This is a genomic window from Desulfatiglans parachlorophenolica (genome assembly GCF_055394735.1).
In genome coordinates, this window is the sequence record NZ_AP042460.1 from 1,157,606 (window position 1) to 1,171,991 (window position 14,386).

At 58.9% G+C, this 14,386-nt stretch carries 21 protein-coding genes; 13 read left to right on the forward strand and 8 right to left on the reverse strand.

The window, feature by feature from the left end; translation table 11 throughout:
• Positions 1 to 124: 124 nt before the first annotated feature.
• Positions 125 to 1,303 carry a bifunctional glutamate N-acetyltransferase/amino-acid acetyltransferase ArgJ gene (gene argJ / locus ACZ500_RS05395; RefSeq protein WP_464233002.1) on the forward strand — a complete coding sequence of 393 codons (1,179 nt, stop codon included), beginning with the start codon at positions 125 to 127 and terminating at the stop codon, positions 1,301 to 1,303.
• A 66-nt stretch (positions 1,304 to 1,369) separates the two neighbouring features.
• Entirely contained in the window at positions 1,370 to 2,464 is a 1,095-nt protein-coding gene (locus tag ACZ500_RS05400) for a mannose-1-phosphate guanylyltransferase (RefSeq protein WP_464231493.1), read from the forward strand.
• On the opposite strand, the gene ACZ500_RS05405 is transcribed toward ACZ500_RS05400, so the two are convergent.
• Genes ACZ500_RS05405 through ACZ500_RS05420 form a run of 4 tightly spaced genes read right to left on the reverse strand, consistent with a single transcriptional unit; the run spans position 2,459 to position 3,826 of the window.
• Positions 2,459 to 3,277, reverse strand: a complete 819-nt coding sequence (locus ACZ500_RS05405) for a class I SAM-dependent methyltransferase (protein ID WP_464231494.1) — start codon at positions 3,275 to 3,277, stop codon at positions 2,459 to 2,461. The genes ACZ500_RS05400 and ACZ500_RS05405 overlap by 6 nt on opposite strands.
• Positions 3,278 to 3,316: 39 nt before the next feature.
• A complete protein-coding gene (locus ACZ500_RS05410) occupies positions 3,317 to 3,460 on the reverse strand; it encodes a hypothetical protein (protein ID WP_464231495.1) in 144 nt (47 codons plus the stop codon).
• 39 nt (positions 3,461 to 3,499) lie between these two features.
• Positions 3,500 to 3,643 (reverse strand): hypothetical protein, encoded by a 144-nt coding sequence (locus ACZ500_RS05415; RefSeq protein WP_464231495.1) that lies wholly within the window; start codon positions 3,641 to 3,643, stop codon positions 3,500 to 3,502.
• 39 nt (positions 3,644 to 3,682) lie between these two features.
• Positions 3,683 to 3,826 (reverse strand): hypothetical protein, encoded by a 144-nt coding sequence (locus tag ACZ500_RS05420; RefSeq protein ID WP_464231495.1) that lies wholly within the window; start codon positions 3,824 to 3,826, stop codon positions 3,683 to 3,685.
• Positions 3,827 to 3,954: 128 nt separating this feature from the next.
• Between ACZ500_RS05420 and ACZ500_RS05425 the strand changes: the two genes are divergently transcribed.
• The 3 genes from ACZ500_RS05425 to ACZ500_RS05435 all read left to right on the forward strand — a co-directional run bounded on the left by ACZ500_RS05425 (position 3,955) and on the right by ACZ500_RS05435 (position 5,296).
• Entirely contained in the window at positions 3,955 to 4,605 is a 651-nt protein-coding gene (locus tag ACZ500_RS05425; RefSeq protein ID WP_464231496.1) for an XTP/dITP diphosphatase, read from the forward strand.
• A 128-nt stretch (positions 4,606 to 4,733) separates the two neighbouring features.
• On the forward strand, positions 4,734 to 5,051 hold the full coding sequence (locus tag ACZ500_RS05430; RefSeq protein ID WP_464231497.1) for an IscA/HesB family protein: 318 nt from the start codon (positions 4,734 to 4,736) through the stop codon (positions 5,049 to 5,051).
• 107 nt (positions 5,052 to 5,158) lie between these two features.
• Positions 5,159 to 5,296, forward strand: coding sequence for a hypothetical protein (locus ACZ500_RS05435; protein WP_464231498.1), 138 nt, complete (start codon positions 5,159 to 5,161; stop codon positions 5,294 to 5,296).
• Between the two features lie 213 nt (positions 5,297 to 5,509).
• On the opposite strand, the gene ACZ500_RS05440 is transcribed toward ACZ500_RS05435, so the two are convergent.
• Positions 5,510 to 5,944, reverse strand: a complete 435-nt coding sequence (locus tag ACZ500_RS05440; RefSeq protein WP_464231499.1) for a hypothetical protein — start codon at positions 5,942 to 5,944, stop codon at positions 5,510 to 5,512.
• Between the two features lie 225 nt (positions 5,945 to 6,169).
• Positions 6,170 to 6,349, reverse strand: coding sequence for a hypothetical protein (locus ACZ500_RS05445; protein WP_464231500.1), 180 nt, complete (start codon positions 6,347 to 6,349; stop codon positions 6,170 to 6,172).
• Positions 6,350 to 6,995: 646 nt separating this feature from the next.
• Here ACZ500_RS05445 and ACZ500_RS05450 point away from each other — a divergent pair.
• The 5 genes from ACZ500_RS05450 (at position 6,996) to ACZ500_RS05470 (ending at position 12,076) form a co-directional block, all read left to right on the forward strand.
• A complete protein-coding gene (locus ACZ500_RS05450; RefSeq protein WP_464231501.1) occupies positions 6,996 to 7,664 on the forward strand; it encodes a YggS family pyridoxal phosphate-dependent enzyme in 669 nt (222 codons plus the stop codon).
• Positions 7,665 to 7,676: 12 nt separating this feature from the next.
• On the forward strand, positions 7,677 to 8,405 hold the full coding sequence (locus tag ACZ500_RS05455) for a tRNA lysidine(34) synthetase (protein WP_464231502.1): 729 nt from the start codon (positions 7,677 to 7,679) through the stop codon (positions 8,403 to 8,405).
• 211 nt (positions 8,406 to 8,616) lie between these two features.
• Complete coding sequence (locus tag ACZ500_RS05460; RefSeq protein WP_464231503.1) at positions 8,617 to 8,886, forward strand: HU family DNA-binding protein; 270 nt, start codon at positions 8,617 to 8,619, stop codon at positions 8,884 to 8,886.
• A 263-nt stretch (positions 8,887 to 9,149) separates the two neighbouring features.
• Positions 9,150 to 11,351: an SF1B family DNA helicase RecD2 gene (gene recD2 / locus ACZ500_RS05465; protein WP_464231504.1), complete on the forward strand. Its 2,202-nt coding sequence runs from the start codon at positions 9,150 to 9,152 to the stop codon at positions 11,349 to 11,351.
• A complete protein-coding gene (locus tag ACZ500_RS05470; RefSeq protein WP_464231505.1) occupies positions 11,348 to 12,076 on the forward strand; it encodes a UPF0280 family protein in 729 nt (242 codons plus the stop codon). The genes recD2 and ACZ500_RS05470 overlap by 4 nt, the downstream gene beginning before the upstream one ends.
• 119 nt (positions 12,077 to 12,195) lie before the next feature.
• On the opposite strand, the gene ACZ500_RS05475 is transcribed toward ACZ500_RS05470, so the two are convergent.
• Together ACZ500_RS05475 and ACZ500_RS05480 are read right to left on the reverse strand one after the other, a co-directional pair.
• Positions 12,196 to 12,684 carry an FmdB family zinc ribbon protein gene (locus tag ACZ500_RS05475; RefSeq protein ID WP_464231506.1) on the reverse strand — a complete coding sequence of 163 codons (489 nt, stop codon included), beginning with the start codon at positions 12,682 to 12,684 and terminating at the stop codon, positions 12,196 to 12,198.
• 75 nt (positions 12,685 to 12,759) lie between these two features.
• The gene (locus ACZ500_RS05480) at positions 12,760 to 12,927 is read right to left on the reverse strand and encodes a hypothetical protein (RefSeq protein WP_464231507.1); all 168 of its coding nucleotides are present in this window, start codon (positions 12,925 to 12,927) and stop codon (positions 12,760 to 12,762) included.
• 280 nt (positions 12,928 to 13,207) lie between these two features.
• Here ACZ500_RS05480 and ACZ500_RS05485 point away from each other — a divergent pair, with 280 nt between their 5' ends.
• From ACZ500_RS05485 to ACZ500_RS05495, 3 genes are all read left to right on the forward strand, one after another.
• A complete protein-coding gene (locus ACZ500_RS05485; protein WP_464231508.1) occupies positions 13,208 to 13,333 on the forward strand; it encodes a hypothetical protein in 126 nt (41 codons plus the stop codon).
• A gap of 139 nt (positions 13,334 to 13,472) precedes the next feature.
• On the forward strand, positions 13,473 to 13,982 hold the full coding sequence (locus ACZ500_RS05490) for an HIT family protein (protein WP_464231509.1): 510 nt from the start codon (positions 13,473 to 13,475) through the stop codon (positions 13,980 to 13,982).
• Positions 13,979 to 14,326: a lipopolysaccharide assembly protein LapA domain-containing protein gene (locus ACZ500_RS05495; protein ID WP_464231510.1), complete on the forward strand. Its 348-nt coding sequence runs from the start codon at positions 13,979 to 13,981 to the stop codon at positions 14,324 to 14,326. The genes ACZ500_RS05490 and ACZ500_RS05495 overlap by 4 nt, the downstream gene beginning before the upstream one ends.
• The last annotated feature ends 60 nt before the right edge of the window (positions 14,327 to 14,386 follow it).

The following is a 14,386-nucleotide window of genomic DNA, read 5'->3' on the forward strand; positions in this document are numbered from 1 at the left end:
TGTCCAGGGCGCCTGCATCAGCAGTAAACGACTGAAATGATTCGCACGGACACGGAATCGATGGAGGGGGCAACGCCCCACGGTGGTGCATTTTTCAGAGGTGAGAGGAATGAACGACGATGACATGATGGTGCAGGGCTTCAGATTCTCGGCGGTATCCGCCGGGCTGAGGAAGAAGGCTGGGCTCGATCTGGCGTTGATCCTTTCCGATCAGGATACAACTACGGCCGCCGGGATGTTTACGACGAACCGGGTCAAGGCCGCACCCGTCCGACTCGACCAGGAGCGGATCCGCACGGGCGCCGCACGGGCGATCATCGCCAATGCGGGGAATGCCAACGCCTGCTCCGGGCGCGAAGGACTCGATGCCGCCCGGCGCTCCGCCGAGCTTCTCGCGGCCACAGTCGGGGTGAAACCGGAGGAGGTCCTCGTAGCCTCGACGGGTGTGATCGGGCAGGTGCTTCCGGTGGCGCGCATCGAGAACGCCCTTCCGGAGCTCGTGGAGGGGCTCGATCCCCGCGGGGCCCCGAAGGCGGCCGAGGCGATCATGACCACCGATTCTTTCCCGAAGCTTAGCCGCTTTACGGGAGAAGTCGGGGGAAAGCCTTTTACGATCCTTGGAATGGCCAAAGGCGCCGGGATGATCATGCCGGACATGGCAACGATGCTCTGCTTCGTAGTGACCGATCTGCGCATCGAAACCCTGGCGCTCCGATCCGCCCTGCGCGCAGCGGTTCAAAAAACGTTCAACCGGATCACGGTCGACGGGGACACCAGCACGAACGACACGGTGCTGGTTCTGGCCAATGGGCTGGCAGGGAACGGCTCCCTGGGGGAGAGCGGTGAACTCGCCTTCCGCGCAGGATTGACCGAGGTGCTCGGCGAGCTGTCGGAGATGATCGTACGCGACGGCGAGGGGGCCAGCAAGCTGGTCCATATCCACCTGAAGGGAGCCGTGGACGAGGGCCAGGCGATCCTTGCCGCAAAGACAGTGGCCAATTCACCGCTCGTCAAGACGGCCTTCTACGGCCAGGACCCCAATTGGGGGCGGATCATGGCGGCGCTCGGGCGCTCGGGCGTCATCATGCAGGAAGAGCGCGTGGACATCTGGATCGACGATGTCCAGATCGTCGCAGCCGGATTAGGGCTCGGGGTGGAGGCCGAAGCGCGGGCGGCTGAAAGGATGCACGAGGCGGTCTTCGATGTTACGGTGGATCTTCATATGGGGCGCGCGGAGGAGCGGGTCAGCACGTGCGATTTCACCCACAAGTACGTCAGCATCAACGCCGACTACCGGACCTGATTCGAATCATGCCGCAGTTCTTGCCTGCGGCCCGAAAAGGATGGGTCAAGGAGAAAAGACGTTCCAATGGACAATAACGTGATCGAATGCGCCGTCGTGATGGCGGGAGGGTCGGGGACACGCTTCTGGCCGATGAGCCGGGTGTGCAAGCCAAAGCAGTTTCTGCCTGTCACCGGGGGCGAGTCTCTGCTCGTCCAGACCTGCAACCGTCTGAACCCGCTACTCGGGGACGATCGGATGGTCGCGATCCTCGGCGAGGGGCACCTTCCCGAAGCGAAGGCATGCCTCGCCGACCGGCCGATCCGGCTGATCGGGGAGCCGGTGGGCAGGAACACGGCGCCTTGCATCGCGCTCGGGGCCCTCTACGCCCGCTCGCGCGGGGTACAGGGCGCGATCGCCTTTCTCCCCGCCGACCACCATACCGGCGATCAGAAGGCCTTCCTCGATGCCCTCTGCACCGCAGCCCACAAGAGTCTTTCAGGCGGAATCGTCACGCTCGGGATTGTGCCCGATCGGCCGGACACAGGATATGGCTATATCCGCCGTGAGTCCTCGGCCGCTTCCGATCCGGTGGACGGGGTTTTCCGGGTCGCGGAATTCGTCGAGAAACCGGACCTCGATCACGCGAGACGCTATGTGGCGAGCGGTGAATACTACTGGAACGCGGGCGTCTTCGTGGCAACGGCGGAGAGCATCCTGCGGGAGGTCGAGCGGCATCTGCCGGCCCTCCACCGGAATCTTTCCCGGCTCGAGGGGGCTTTCGGGGGCGAGGACTTCGCGCGGAGGCTGGAGGAGGTTTACGAGAGCATCGAGGGCATCTCTTTCGATTACGGCGTCATGGAAAAACCGGGGGTGGAGGGCTATGTCGTCCCGTGCCGCTGCGACTGGAGCGATGTCGGGTCCTGGGCCTCCCTGTATGCGCTGCGATCGGCCTCGCAGGATGCGGATGGCAACCACATCGACGCCGATGCGGTCCTGATCGATTGCCGGGGTTCCTTCGTTCAGGCCGCCGGCAAAAAAATCGTAGCCTGTCTCGGGCTGGAGGACATCCTTGTGGTGGATACGCCCGATGCCCTTCTGGTCGCCCGCCTCGACCGGTCGCAGGATATCCGCAGGATCGTCGATGCCATCAAGTCCAAGGGGAAGGACGCCTTTCTATAGGCCATGCACCTTGGAGTGCATGCGCGCAAGGATGATCGTCACCGATTTTTCCTGGGCGCGCAGGGTCATGCGGCGCGCCTCGATCGTCCAGGATTCGGAAAGGCGCTGGAAGAAGGCCATGCTCGTGCGCCGCATCCCCTCGGCCAGGATGACTTCACCCCAGGGGCTCAGGCAGGTCTTGAACAGGCGCTCGAGCGGCTCATAATCCTTTTCGCTGTAAACCACCTCGGAGCCCACGATCAGGTCGAACGGCCCTTCCAGATCGGGCCGGTGCCAGTCGAGGCGCTGGATCTTGAGTTTGGCGCCGGGATCTGCTAAATTGAAAGCGGCGTTCGCTTCGGCAAACGCGAGCGCATCGGGGTTATACTCCGTCATGGTGACACGGTGGCCGAAGGATGCCGCTACAATCCCCACAAGCCCCGCACCGCACCCGATCTCCAGAATATGCCGCGATGGATCCGGAGATATGCCGGCCAAGGCATCGGCCAGGACGAGCGACGCCTCCCAGATCTTTGCCCAGAGCGGAAAATTCTGCATCGGTTCATCCGGGTCGATGAAGGAATCGAGGGTCTTGGGGAGCAGAAGGCGGTAGCGGCGGTTTCGGATGAGCACCTCTTCGGTCCGAGTGGAGTGGCTTCGCTGAAAGGCTTCGAGATCCATGCGGTTGATCCTTGAACAAATTTTGATGTTGTCCAGGTAATGAATGGCCCGGGGATGCATCCCCGGGCCATTCGGACTGCCTGCGGAGGCGACCTGCAGGTCGCCGCACAAGCAAACGTGAAGATTGACGCCGAGATTGGCGAAAAAGACCATTTCCGGACCGCAAACAGCGTAGTGTTTTTCTGGAAATGATCATCCAGGACGACCCGGTTTCCCATCCGGAAATGAGGATTTTTCGCCAATATCAAGGAGATCAAGCGTTTGCGCGGAGGCGACCTGCAGGTCGCCGCACAAGCAAACGTGAAGATTGACGCCGAGATTGGCGAAAAAGACCATTTCCGGACCGCAAACAGCGTAGTGTTTTTCTGGAAATGATCATCCAGGACGACCCGGTTTCCCATCCGGAAATGAGGATTTTTCGCCAATATCAAGGAGATCAAGCGTTTGCGCGGAGGCGACCTGCAGGTCGCCGCACAAGCAAACGTGAAGATTGACGCCGAGATTGGCGAAAAAGACCATTTCCGGACCGCAAACAGCGTAGTGTTTTTCTGGAAATGATCATCCAGGACGACCCGGTTTCCCATCCGGAAATGAGGATTTTTCGCCAATATCAAGGAGATCAAGCGTTTGCGCGGAGGCGACCTGCAGGTCGCCGCACAAGCAAACGTGAAGATTGACGCCGAGATTGGCGAAAAAGACCATTTCCGGAAGGAAACAACCTAGCGAAGCCTTGGCGGCTTGTCTACCCTAAAATGCGGGTACGACTGCTCGAAGGGTTGCATTTTCCCAAAAAAGCCAAAGGAGACATGATTCCAGTGCAGGAAGACCGAATGCATCAGCCAACGAAAATTCTTCCCGATCGGATTCCTCTGGTTCTCGCCACTCGCAACCAGGGTAAGATACGTGAATTCAAATCATTGTTGAAGGATTTCAATGTAGAGCTTAAAACATTGGATGATTTCGGGCCGATACCGAGCGTTGAGGAGAATGGGGAGACCTTTGAGGACAACGCCGTCGAAAAGGCTCGATTTACGGCGCGGGTCCTCGGATTTCCGGCCCTGGCCGATGATTCCGGCCTGGTCGTCGATGCGCTCGGTGGGGAACCGGGCGTTCATTCGGCGCGTTATGCGGGAGAGGGAGCGAGCGATGCGGAAAACAACGCAAAGCTTCTCGAACGGATGGAAAGCGTTACAGACAGGAAGGCCGAGTTTTGGTGCGTGATCGCCATTGCTGTCCCGCGCGGTCCGGCGCTCATCTACGAGGGGAAATGTGAGGGGGAGATCACACGGCAGACCGCTGGGGCATCCGGATTCGGCTATGACCCGGTGTTTTTTTACCCCCTGCTCGGGAAGACCTTCGCGCAGCTCGATACGGAGGAGAAGAACCAGGTGAGCCATCGCGGCCGTGCCCTCAAGGAACTGAAGGATGAATTCAAAAAGGTTCTCATCTGGCTCCAGCAGCGCCTGCTCGAAGAACCCTGAAAAAATCTGTAACCAAACCGCGAAAAATGGTTCTTTATTTGACAAATCATTCTGAGTGCCTATTTTGATAAAACTTGCACCACAGAGATCAACGAAGGTCAGCCCATTACCCTGAAGGAGGTTTAGCAATGTTGGAAGTCACTGAAAAAGCAAGCGAGATGATCAAGGAGTTTCTGAAAGATCGTGACATGATCCCACCGATTCGGATCATGATGTCGCAGGGTGGCTGAGCCGGGCCCTCCTTGGGCATGGCTCTGGACGAGTCACGGGACAACGACGAGGTTTTTGACGATCGCGGTTTGACCTATGTCATCGAGAAGGATCTGTACACACGGATCAAACCGGTCAAGGTCGATTACGTCAATTCGGCATTCGGATCAGGTTTCAACATCTCTTCCAACATGCCGATGGGTGCCGGCTGCGGAGGCTCCTGCGGCAGCTGCTAAACTTTGCGGTGCGGAGCGGGTTCGGGTGGTGGAGCGCAGCCGGGTTTTGGGCTCGCTCGTATCCATCCGGAATGATTTCCCGGTAGAACCCAGTTTCCAATCCGGAAATGAGGATTTTTCTTCACCGCTTCGCCGCTCAGTCCCACCGCTACGCGGCGGGTCCCGGTTTGGCCAATATCAAGGAAATCACGCGTTTACTTGTGCGGCGACCGGGTGGTCGCCGCACAAGTAAACGTGCAGATTGACGCCGAGATTGGCCAAAAAGACCATTTCCGGATGGAAACCAGCTCGAACGGATCGAGCAGGGTACCGACCCGCATCCGTGCGCCCGGACAGGAATCACGGTCCACCCGGTACAACCCATCCGCATGGAAACGGCATGATAAGCGCATGATGCTTTTGAAGACCCGCACCAAGCTCCGGATCAGGGCTTGGTGCGGGTCTCTTTTGGTGTTCTTTCAAAATGCACCCAGCTGACAACCGGCTATCTTGACACCCAGCGTCTCGCAGGCTGCAGAAACCGCCATTTTCGGGATTTTCAGGCGCAGGGCGATGTCCCAGGCCTGTTTGCAGTGCAGTTTGCCGTTCAGGAGTGCGGCTTCGATGGCTCTTTCGAGTTCCGGGGAGACGTTTTCGGCAGGCTTTACGATCCGCCGTTGGGGCTGGTATCCGAAGAGGCCCATCTGGCACTTGCAAATGGGGATTTCCAGCGCATCGAGGGTAAAGCCGACCTCGGAGGGCGCCACCTCGAAGCGCGCCGCGATGTCATGTGCGACGGCGCAGGGAACGCCATCGGTTTGCGCCGCCGCCCGCAGTGCGGCGGCGATCTCCGCTCGGTAAGATCGCTCCGACGCATGTTTCTTGGCATAATGGCCTTTCATCTCATGGGTCATCTTTCATCCCTCCGGTCCTCGAACCCGTGTCACCCTTACTTGTCCATACTTGCGAATCGCCAGGTATCCATACGGAAATGATGATCCAGCACCGCCCGGTTTTCAATCCGGAAATGGAGAAGTTTCTTCGTGAGCTTTGCCCGCTCGGTCCCACTCCTTCGGGGCGGCTCCCAGCTTCGGCGATATCCAGGAAATCAAGTTTGTATCCATCCGGAAATGATTTCCCTATAGAACCCAGTTTCCAATCCGGAAATGAGGATTTTTCTTCACCGCTTCGCCGCTCAATCCCACCGCTCCGTGGCGAGTCCCGGTTTGGCCAATATCAAGGAAATCAAGCGTTTGCGGGGAGGCGACCTGTGGGTCGCCGCACAAGTAAACCTGCAGGTTGACGCCCAGATTCGCCAAAAAGACCCTTTACGATCGGACACTAGCCTAGAGCCATAGGTCTGTCAAGCGCCTGAATCAGGCAAGACGTTCTCTCAGTTTTCGACATCCGGGTTCAAGGCGGCAACGTTGCAGCACAGAAACCAGGGAAGGAGGATCGATATAATAAAATCCAGAAATTCAGCGCCGAAGAAACAGAGGCAGGGAGAAGGCTGTGTAATCCTCATGTGAAAGATAACAAAATATGCATAGCTATTTATTATTACTGAATTTAGTAATTCGATTTCAACGGCGTCGAGGGACCGCGGCGCAGCAGGGGAAGCCTATGTGATCCCGGGCTTTCGCTTTACACCGAGTCAAAGTTGCGGTATCCGTATGAACTGGGGCTTTGGAAAGCCTTTTTACCTGAAGACGGCTTCCTTCCGCCCTGAATGCCCCGGCAATTGCTGGTGCAGCCATCCTTCCAATTTGGAAAGCGGGGCGTGCTGGATCGTCATTTCCGGATCGATGGTGGGGAGGTTCGTTCCGGAGAACACGACAGGATTCCATTCAAAAGGGATGATGGGTATGCACCTGTGGATTTGTCCTGCGCCGCTTGCGAAGGCATTACGACACCGATTGCTGAACGGCCTTTCGCGGCGGACGAACACGATAGGGGATAGAGCCAATGATCCAGGAAAACGTCAAACGTATCCTGAATGAACTGCCCGCGGGGGTCATCCTCGTCGGGGCTGCCAAGACAAGGACCCCCGGGGAGATTCTCGAGGCGGTCGCAGCCGGCCTTGCGATTGTGGGCGAAAACTATGTCCAGGAGGCTGAAAGGGCACGGGAGGCTATCGGCGAACGGGTGAAGTGGCACCTGATCGGACATCTTCAATCCAATAAGGCCAACAAGGCCGTCAAGCTCTTCGACATGATCGAGACCCTTGATTCTCTCAATCTGGCGCAGGCCATCGACCGGGCTGCCGAAAAGGAGGGCAGGATCATGCCGGTGCTTCTCGAAATCAACAGCGGGGAAGAGCCCCAGAAACACGGAGTCCTTCCCGGCGAGGCGGTAAAATTGATCGGGCGGCTGAGCGATTTGCATCATATCCGTTTGATGGGTCTCATGACCATGGGGCCTTTGCTGGATGATCCGGAAGCTGTAAGGCCCTATTTCAGGCGGACCCGGGAGCTTTTCGAGCAGATCCGTTCGCTCTCGCTGCCGCATGTCGACATGCGGTATCTCTCCATGGGCATGTCCGATTCATACCGCGTAGCGATCGAAGAGGGGGCGAACCTCGTCAGGATCGGGACGGCCCTGTTCGGGGAACGCCCGCCGCGCGGGAATGCCTGAAGGGGGCGGTTCGTGGGGTACGCACGTAAAGAGGTCGGGCGCCTGATGGGCCGGGTGATGCATCGGTACGCGATGGTAGAGGATGGCGACCACGTCCTCGTGGCCGTTTCGGGGGGAAAGGACAGCATGGCTGTCCTCTGGCTGCTCAGGGACCGTCTGGAGCGGATCCCCATCTCGTACCGGCTGACGGCGGTGCATGTCGACCCGGGCTTCGGCGGGGATTCCGCCGCCATGCTGTCGGAATTTTTCCGGGAAAACGGCTTCGAACATCGGATCGTCCGGAGCGGCATCGGTCCGCGCGCCCACAGCGCCGAAAACCTTGAGAACCCCTGTTTTCTCTGTGCGCGGCTGCGGCGGAAAATCCTGTTCGACAATGCCCGGGAACTCGGCTGCAACCTCCTGGCTTTCGGGCACCACAAGGACGATGTCATCGAGACATTCCTGCTGAATCTCTTTTACGGAGGTTCAGTCAGCACCATGCTCCCGGTCCAGACGTTTTTCGACGGTCGGATCAAGGTCATCCGACCGCTCTACGAGGTGCCGGAGGCTCACCTTTCGCGTTACGCTCGTGAGATGGGCTGGCCCCCTGTCGACCTGGGCTGTCCTACCGCCGTTTCATCCAAACGGCGGGAGATCAAGGAACTTCTCGCGGCCTTGCAGCGCACGAACAGGAAGATCAAAGGGAACCTCTTTCATGCGCTCCACAATGTCAGGGTGGACTACCTGCCTCCGGCCCTTTGAGATCCCGCTGGAAGGGCGGGGCGAAAAATCCGGCAAGAGCCGGGTCGACTGTCTGTCAAGAACGTTAGGCGGATGTCGGAAATGATGCAGGAAAGGGCTTGCGACCTACGCCGGCCGAGATTTTTCTGTTGAAATACGGCCCGGATTGGATTATCACCAGCAAATGCACGGATTCATCGGGGTTCAATCACTTCAACAAGGGAGGAAAGAGATGAACAAAGGTGATTTGGTCAATGAGGTGGCAAAGGTGCTCGGTAGCAAAAAAGATGCCCAGCAGGCCGTCGACGCGGTTTTCGGGTCGATCACAGAAGCCCTTCAGCAGCAGGAGAAGGTTACCCTGATCGGTTTCGGGACCTTCAAGGTGGACGAAAGGCCGGCCAGGCAGGGAAGAAACCCCCAGACCGGTGCAACGATCGACATCCCGGCCAGAAAGGTCCCGAAATTTGTTCCGGGCAAGTCGCTCAAGGACGCTGTGAGCTGATCACCGACCGGAATCGGCAAAGCCTTTTCAAAGTGCTTTCGGGGCGAGCCGGATTCTGTCATTTACCGCACTGTTCAACCGGCCTTGTTGGGAGGGTGCTCCTGATAGGGCTTTTTTCGTTGGTTGATCCCACTGTACGTCATACCACCTTAACACGTTGGAAAATATAGACAATTCTTTTGAAGTCGGCATCTGCAGTTTCGGGGGTGGTTCATGTTCCCGGGGCGGCGGCCGGCGGGGAAAGGACGCTAAGAGGTGCCCGGATGGCGTGTGAACTTCAGGGCAGGATCGAAAGGGTTACCTATCTGAACGAGGAGAACGGTTATTCGGTCGTGCAGATGAAGGTGCGCGGAGAGCGCGAACTGGTGACCGTCGTCGGGAATCTGATGGCGCCGATTCCCGGGGAGATTCTCAAAATGCTGGGGGTTTGGGGGAATCACCCCCGCTACGGCCGGCAGTTCAAGATCGAGCAGTACAGCACCGATGTCCCTGGGACGGTTTACGGCATCCAGAGGTACCTGGGCTCCGGGCTGATCAAGGGCATCGGGCCGATCATGGCCAAGCGGATCGTCAAGGTGCATGGAGAAAAGACCCTGGAGGTGATCGATCAGGATGCCGCGCAGCTCGTCGCGGTCCCGGGGATCGGCCCGAAGCGCATCGAAATGATCCGGCAGGCCTGGAAGGAGCAAAAGGAAATCCGGCAGGTCATGATCTTTCTGCAGGAGCATGGGGTGAGCAGCGCCTATGCCACCCGAATCTTCAAGACCTATGGCGGCCGCTCGATACAGGTGATCAAGGAAAACCCCTACCGGCTGGCAACCGATATAGCGGGAATCGGATTCATTACGGCGGACCGGATCGCCGAAAAGCTGGGATTCGCGAAACACTCCAGGCTCCGAGCGCAGGCCGGGATGCTGTATGTCCTTCAAAAGGCCTCGGAGGAAGGGCACGTCTACTATCCCTACCGGGAACTGCTGGAAAAGTCGCGCGAGATCCTCGGAGTCGAAGAGGAGATCCTCGAACAAGCGGCGATCGGAGCCGTTGAGGAGAAGCGCATCGTCATCGAAGAACGCTGCACGGAGGGGGGATCGCTCCAGGGAGGCGAAAAGAAGGTCTACCTGGCGGCGCTCCACTTCTGCGAGGTGGCGGTTTCCAGAAGGATCCTCGAGTTCACCGGCGGGGAGAGACCGTGGCGCGGGGTGGATCCAGACAAGGCCCTTCGGTGGGTGGAGGCGAAACTGGCGGGCATCAGCCTGGCGGAAAAGCAGCGGGAGGCCGTGCGGGCGGCGCTTCTGAACCACATTCTGGTCATTACCGGCGGGCCGGGGACCGGCAAGACAACCATCGTCAATGCGATCGTCAAGATCTTCACCCGCAAGGGCGCACGCATTCTACTCGCGGCACCGACGGGGAGGGCGGCGAAGCGCCTTGCCGAGGCGACGGGCATGGAGGCGAAGACCATCCACCGCCTGCTCTCGTTTGCGCCGGCCAAGGGGGCGTTTAAAAAGAATACGGAAAATCCGTTGGAATGCGACCTCCTGATTGTGGACGAGGCCTCCATGATCGATCTGGTCCTGATGCACCACCTCCTGAAGGCGGTTCCGACTTCGGCCGTCCTCATCCTGGTCGGGGATGTGTTTCAGCTTCCGCCCGTGGGACCGGGATATCCCCTTCAGGCCATGATCCAGTCCGGGGTGATCAAGGTCATCACGTTGAAGGAGATCTTCAGGCAGGCCAGCCGAAGCCTGATTGTGGTCAACGCCCACCGGATCCACGCGGGGCTCATGCCGCAAAGAAACCTCGGCAGGGGGGAGCCTGAGGATTTCTATTTTATCGAACAGGAGAATCCCGAAGAGGTCCTGCGCCTGATCATCGAACTGGTCGGGAAGCGGATTCCGGAGCGTTTCGGCTTCGACCCCCGGGAAGAGGTCCAGGTGTTGACCCCTATGCACAAAGGGGTGGTCGGTGCCTCGAATCTGAACCTGAATCTCCAGAACGCCCTCAACCCGAAGGGCGACACCCTTGTTTGGGGCAGCCGTTCGCTGAGGGTCGGAGACAAGGTCATGCAGATCCGGAACGACTACGATCGGGATGTCTACAACGGGGACCTCGGCCTCATCGAGCGCATCGACCGCGAGAAGCAGGAGGTCTTCATCCTCTACGACGGGCGGCGGGTCACCTACGAATACAGCGATCTCGAAGAGATCTCGCTGGCCTATGCCGTCTCCGTCCACAAGGCGCAGGGTTCGGAGTACGCCGCGGTCGTTCTCCCGGTTCTGACCCAGCACTACATGATGCTTCAGCGCAATCTCATCTACACGGGCCTTACCCGCGGCCGGAAACTGGCGATCCTGATCGGGAGCCGGAAGGCCCTCGCCATGGCGGTGCACAATGACCGCACACAGAGGCGCTACAGCGACCTCCCCAGCCGGTTGACACAGAGGAAGGCAGGGAATCATCCGTGAGACCTCACGAACCGCGCGATTATCGGCAGAAGGCCCACGCACGGGGTTTGACGGCCTTTGGGGTAGCGGTCAGGCAGACCGATCTGTGGGTGCAGACGGAGACCCCTCTCCCCGACGAAACGCGTGGCCTCGTCCTCGAGGCGCGCCGTCAGATCGAGTCCTACATCGCGGAGCACCCGGGCTTTGTGCAGGCCCTTCTGCCGCTGCAGGAAGATGTGCTCGCCCCTCCGCTCGTCAAGACCATGCTGAGGGCGGGGAGGGCAGCCGGGGTCGGCCCCATGGCAGCGGTGGCCGGGGCCGTCGCCCAGTATGTGGGCGAGGGCCTTCTCGGCTTGAGTCCGCAGGTGATCGTCGAAAACGGCGGGGATATCTTCCTTGCCACGCGACGGGACGCCAAAGTCTCCATTTACGCCGGAAAATCACCTCTCAGCAAGCGGGTGGGGATCAGGATCCCCGCCGAGCGGATGCCGACAGGCGTCTGCACCTCCTCGGGGAGCGTCGGGCATTCCCTCAGCCTGGGGGAGAGCGACGCCGTCTGCATCGTCTCGCGCTCCCCCGCCCTTGCCGATGCGGCTGCGACGGCCGTGGGAAACCGCCTGTTCAAGGCGGCGGACCTTGCCGCGGCTGCGCGCGAGGCCTCTCACATCCCCGGTGTCCTCGGCGGGGTGCTCATCCTGAAAGACCGTCTGGCCAGCTGGGGAGAGATCGAGCTTCTCGCCCTCTGAACCGCCGGATCTTATCCGGTGGGAGCCTTTGCCGAGCGGCCTGTGGCCCCCCCCGACTCTCGGGTCGGCGCCTTTTAAGACCTTCTTCGCCGGGGAAAATTTTTCCCTGCGGCCTGCCCTCAGAGATCGTAAAGGGTCTCATCCACCCTCGGGGGCAGCGACCGGGCGATCCGCGCCGCCTTTTCCTTCAAGGAGAAGGGATCTTCCTGCTCGAGGAGATCCCCCATCTCGGCCTCGATCTGTTCGGGGTCTTCACCCGCCTCCATGCGCCGAATGGCCTCCTCCATGCCCGGCCCGAGGTCGAGGCCGGTCATATCGCTCAGCTTTCGCATCAGCGCCGCAGCCTGGCGCGGATCCTCCTCATCCACCTGGTCGACCTCGCGGGAAAGCAACTCCATGGCCTGCTCCATCTTGCCTTCGTCGAGGTCTGGCATAGGGGTGTCCTCTTCCTCGGGTCGGTTGCGTGAAAAGGCGAAGACGGACATCCGCCGGTCCAGGTTCGGGGTCCGGCATTTCGGGCAGGCAGGCCGCTTGTCCGTATTGACGCTTCGCGAGAAGAAATTGAAGATCATGTGGCATTTAGGACAGTAAAACTCGTAGATCGGCACAGGTAACCCTCCGGTTGTATCGTTCATTCTTATCGGGAAAAGACCCCGCCGCGGACAGCGGCTGATCTATCCCCTTCAGGGGTACTGGGCGAACTCCTGGACGAGTCCAGGCAGGATCCAGACAAATTCGAGCGTGCGCGGGCGCCTGTGTCGGGGGCTCAACCGCCGCACGAGTTGGCGCAGCCCGGGGCCTTGGCTACAGGGAAGCCCTTTGGGATCGGGGATCCCTTCATCCACCTTCAACCATGGGCTAGGAATCTCCACTGCGGATCTGCAGGAAGAGCTGCGTCTTTTGGATCGGAATTCAATATATGAACGACTGCCGCGAACGTCAACCGTTATGGCGCCGTCAGATTTCGCCTTGTCTTTTTTTCCTTGATTGTTATACTCTTTTGCCTGGTTTGATGCGGGATTTCCGGCTGAGCCATGAGATCACCGTGCATGCTGCAGGGCCTGAGGCCATCCTGAAGATGGATGGTGCTCTGGAACCATTTCTTGAATCCGAAGTAGTTTCCATCCGGAAATGGTCTTTTTCGCCAATCTCAGCGTCAATCTGCACGTTTGCTTGTGCGGCGACCACCAAGTCGCCTCCGCGCAAACGCTTGATTTCCTTGATATTGGCCAAATCGGTCCCGCCGCGGAGCGGTGAAAAAATCCTCATTTTCGGATTGGAAACCCGGTTGTGCCGAGTAATCATTTCCGGATAGACGCAAAGTGTGGTCTCTGTCTTTCGCCGCTGCAGCGGCGTAGATCGAGGGCATAGATCAGCGAATTTTCGAGGGGGCATTATGGAAGTGTTGTGGGCGCCGTGGCGTATGACATACATTTTGGGAAACGACAAATACAAAGGGTGCATCTTTTGCCCTGGCGAGGACCGCTCGATGGACGCAGAGCGGATGATTCTTTACGTCGATTCCACGGTTCTCGTGATCATGAACAAGTATCCTTATGTGAATGGCCATCTGTTGGTAGCGCCCATCCGCCATGTCCCGAATCTGGACGGACTCGAACCCGGGGAAATGCTGGCGCTCCTGCAGATGGTGCGGGCAAGCATGGGGATCATCAAAACGCTGATGCGGCCCGACGGGTTCAACGTAGGACTCAATCTGGGCCGTGTTGCAGGCGCAGGCGTCGAAGAGCATATGCATTTTCATATCGTACCGAGATGGAACGGCGACACCAACTATATGACCGTCATCGGAGATGTAAGGGTGATACCCGAGCACCTGCAGACCACCTACGAAAAGCTGTTACCGTATTTCAACCGCTTGAAAACCCCCGCAGGAGGTGAGGTATGAAACATCTGAGGGCCTTGATTATCATTCTCGTTTTGTTGCTGATCGTTATCGTGGCGGTTCAGAATCACCCGGCACTCTCGACCCAGGTGCAGTTCAAAGTGGACCTCAAGTTCTGGAGCGGGCAAACCGTTCCTTTATCTCTCTACTTCATAGCGGTCATCACCTTTCTGATCGGGGTCCTCATCGCGGGTCTCTACGGAGCGGTTGAACGTTTCCGGCTCCGCAGAGAGATCAAAACACTGATCCGACAGGGAAAGCAGAAAGACGAAGAGTTGAACACGCTTCGAAATCTCCCGGTAACCAGCGAAGTCGTACCCAATCAGGAGTCGGAAGAACTCCCCTGACGCTTACTTTGCGGGCGCCGCCTCGTTAGATGTTTCGCCGCCAAAAAGATATCGGAGCTG

Bases quoted from the DNA above. Each gene is read 5' to 3' on its own strand.
- ACZ500_RS05415 (WP_464231495.1), bottom strand. From the start codon at position 3,643: ATGGTCTTTTTCGCCAATCTCGGCGTCAATCTTCACGTTTGCTTGTGC.
- ACZ500_RS05495 (WP_464231510.1), top strand. From the start codon at position 13,979: ATGAAACATCTGAGGGCCTTGATTATCATTCTCGTTTTGTTGCTGATC.
- argJ (WP_464233002.1), top strand. From the start codon at position 125: ATGATGGTGCAGGGCTTCAGATTCTCGGCGGTATCCGCCGGGCTGAGG.
- ACZ500_RS05405 (WP_464231494.1), bottom strand. From the start codon at position 3,277: ATGGTCTTTTTCGCCAATCTCGGCGTCAATCTTCACGTTTGCTTGTGC.
- ACZ500_RS05435 (WP_464231498.1), top strand. From the start codon at position 5,159: ATGAGGATTTTTCTTCACCGCTTCGCCGCTCAGTCCCACCGCTACGCG.
- recD2 (WP_464231504.1), top strand. From the start codon at position 9,150: ATGGCGTGTGAACTTCAGGGCAGGATCGAAAGGGTTACCTATCTGAAC.
- ACZ500_RS05400 (WP_464231493.1), top strand. From the start codon at position 1,370: ATGGACAATAACGTGATCGAATGCGCCGTCGTGATGGCGGGAGGGTCG.
- ACZ500_RS05410 (WP_464231495.1), bottom strand. From the start codon at position 3,460: ATGGTCTTTTTCGCCAATCTCGGCGTCAATCTTCACGTTTGCTTGTGC.
- ACZ500_RS05485 (WP_464231508.1), top strand. From the start codon at position 13,208: ATGGTCTTTTTCGCCAATCTCAGCGTCAATCTGCACGTTTGCTTGTGC.
- ACZ500_RS05440 (WP_464231499.1), bottom strand. From the start codon at position 5,944: ATGACCCATGAGATGAAAGGCCATTATGCCAAGAAACATGCGTCGGAG.
- ACZ500_RS05450 (WP_464231501.1), top strand. From the start codon at position 6,996: ATGATCCAGGAAAACGTCAAACGTATCCTGAATGAACTGCCCGCGGGG.
- ACZ500_RS05425 (WP_464231496.1), top strand. From the start codon at position 3,955: ATGCATCAGCCAACGAAAATTCTTCCCGATCGGATTCCTCTGGTTCTC.
- ACZ500_RS05490 (WP_464231509.1), top strand. From the start codon at position 13,473: ATGGAAGTGTTGTGGGCGCCGTGGCGTATGACATACATTTTGGGAAAC.
- ACZ500_RS05460 (WP_464231503.1), top strand. From the start codon at position 8,617: ATGAACAAAGGTGATTTGGTCAATGAGGTGGCAAAGGTGCTCGGTAGC.
- ACZ500_RS05420 (WP_464231495.1), bottom strand. From the start codon at position 3,826: ATGGTCTTTTTCGCCAATCTCGGCGTCAATCTTCACGTTTGCTTGTGC.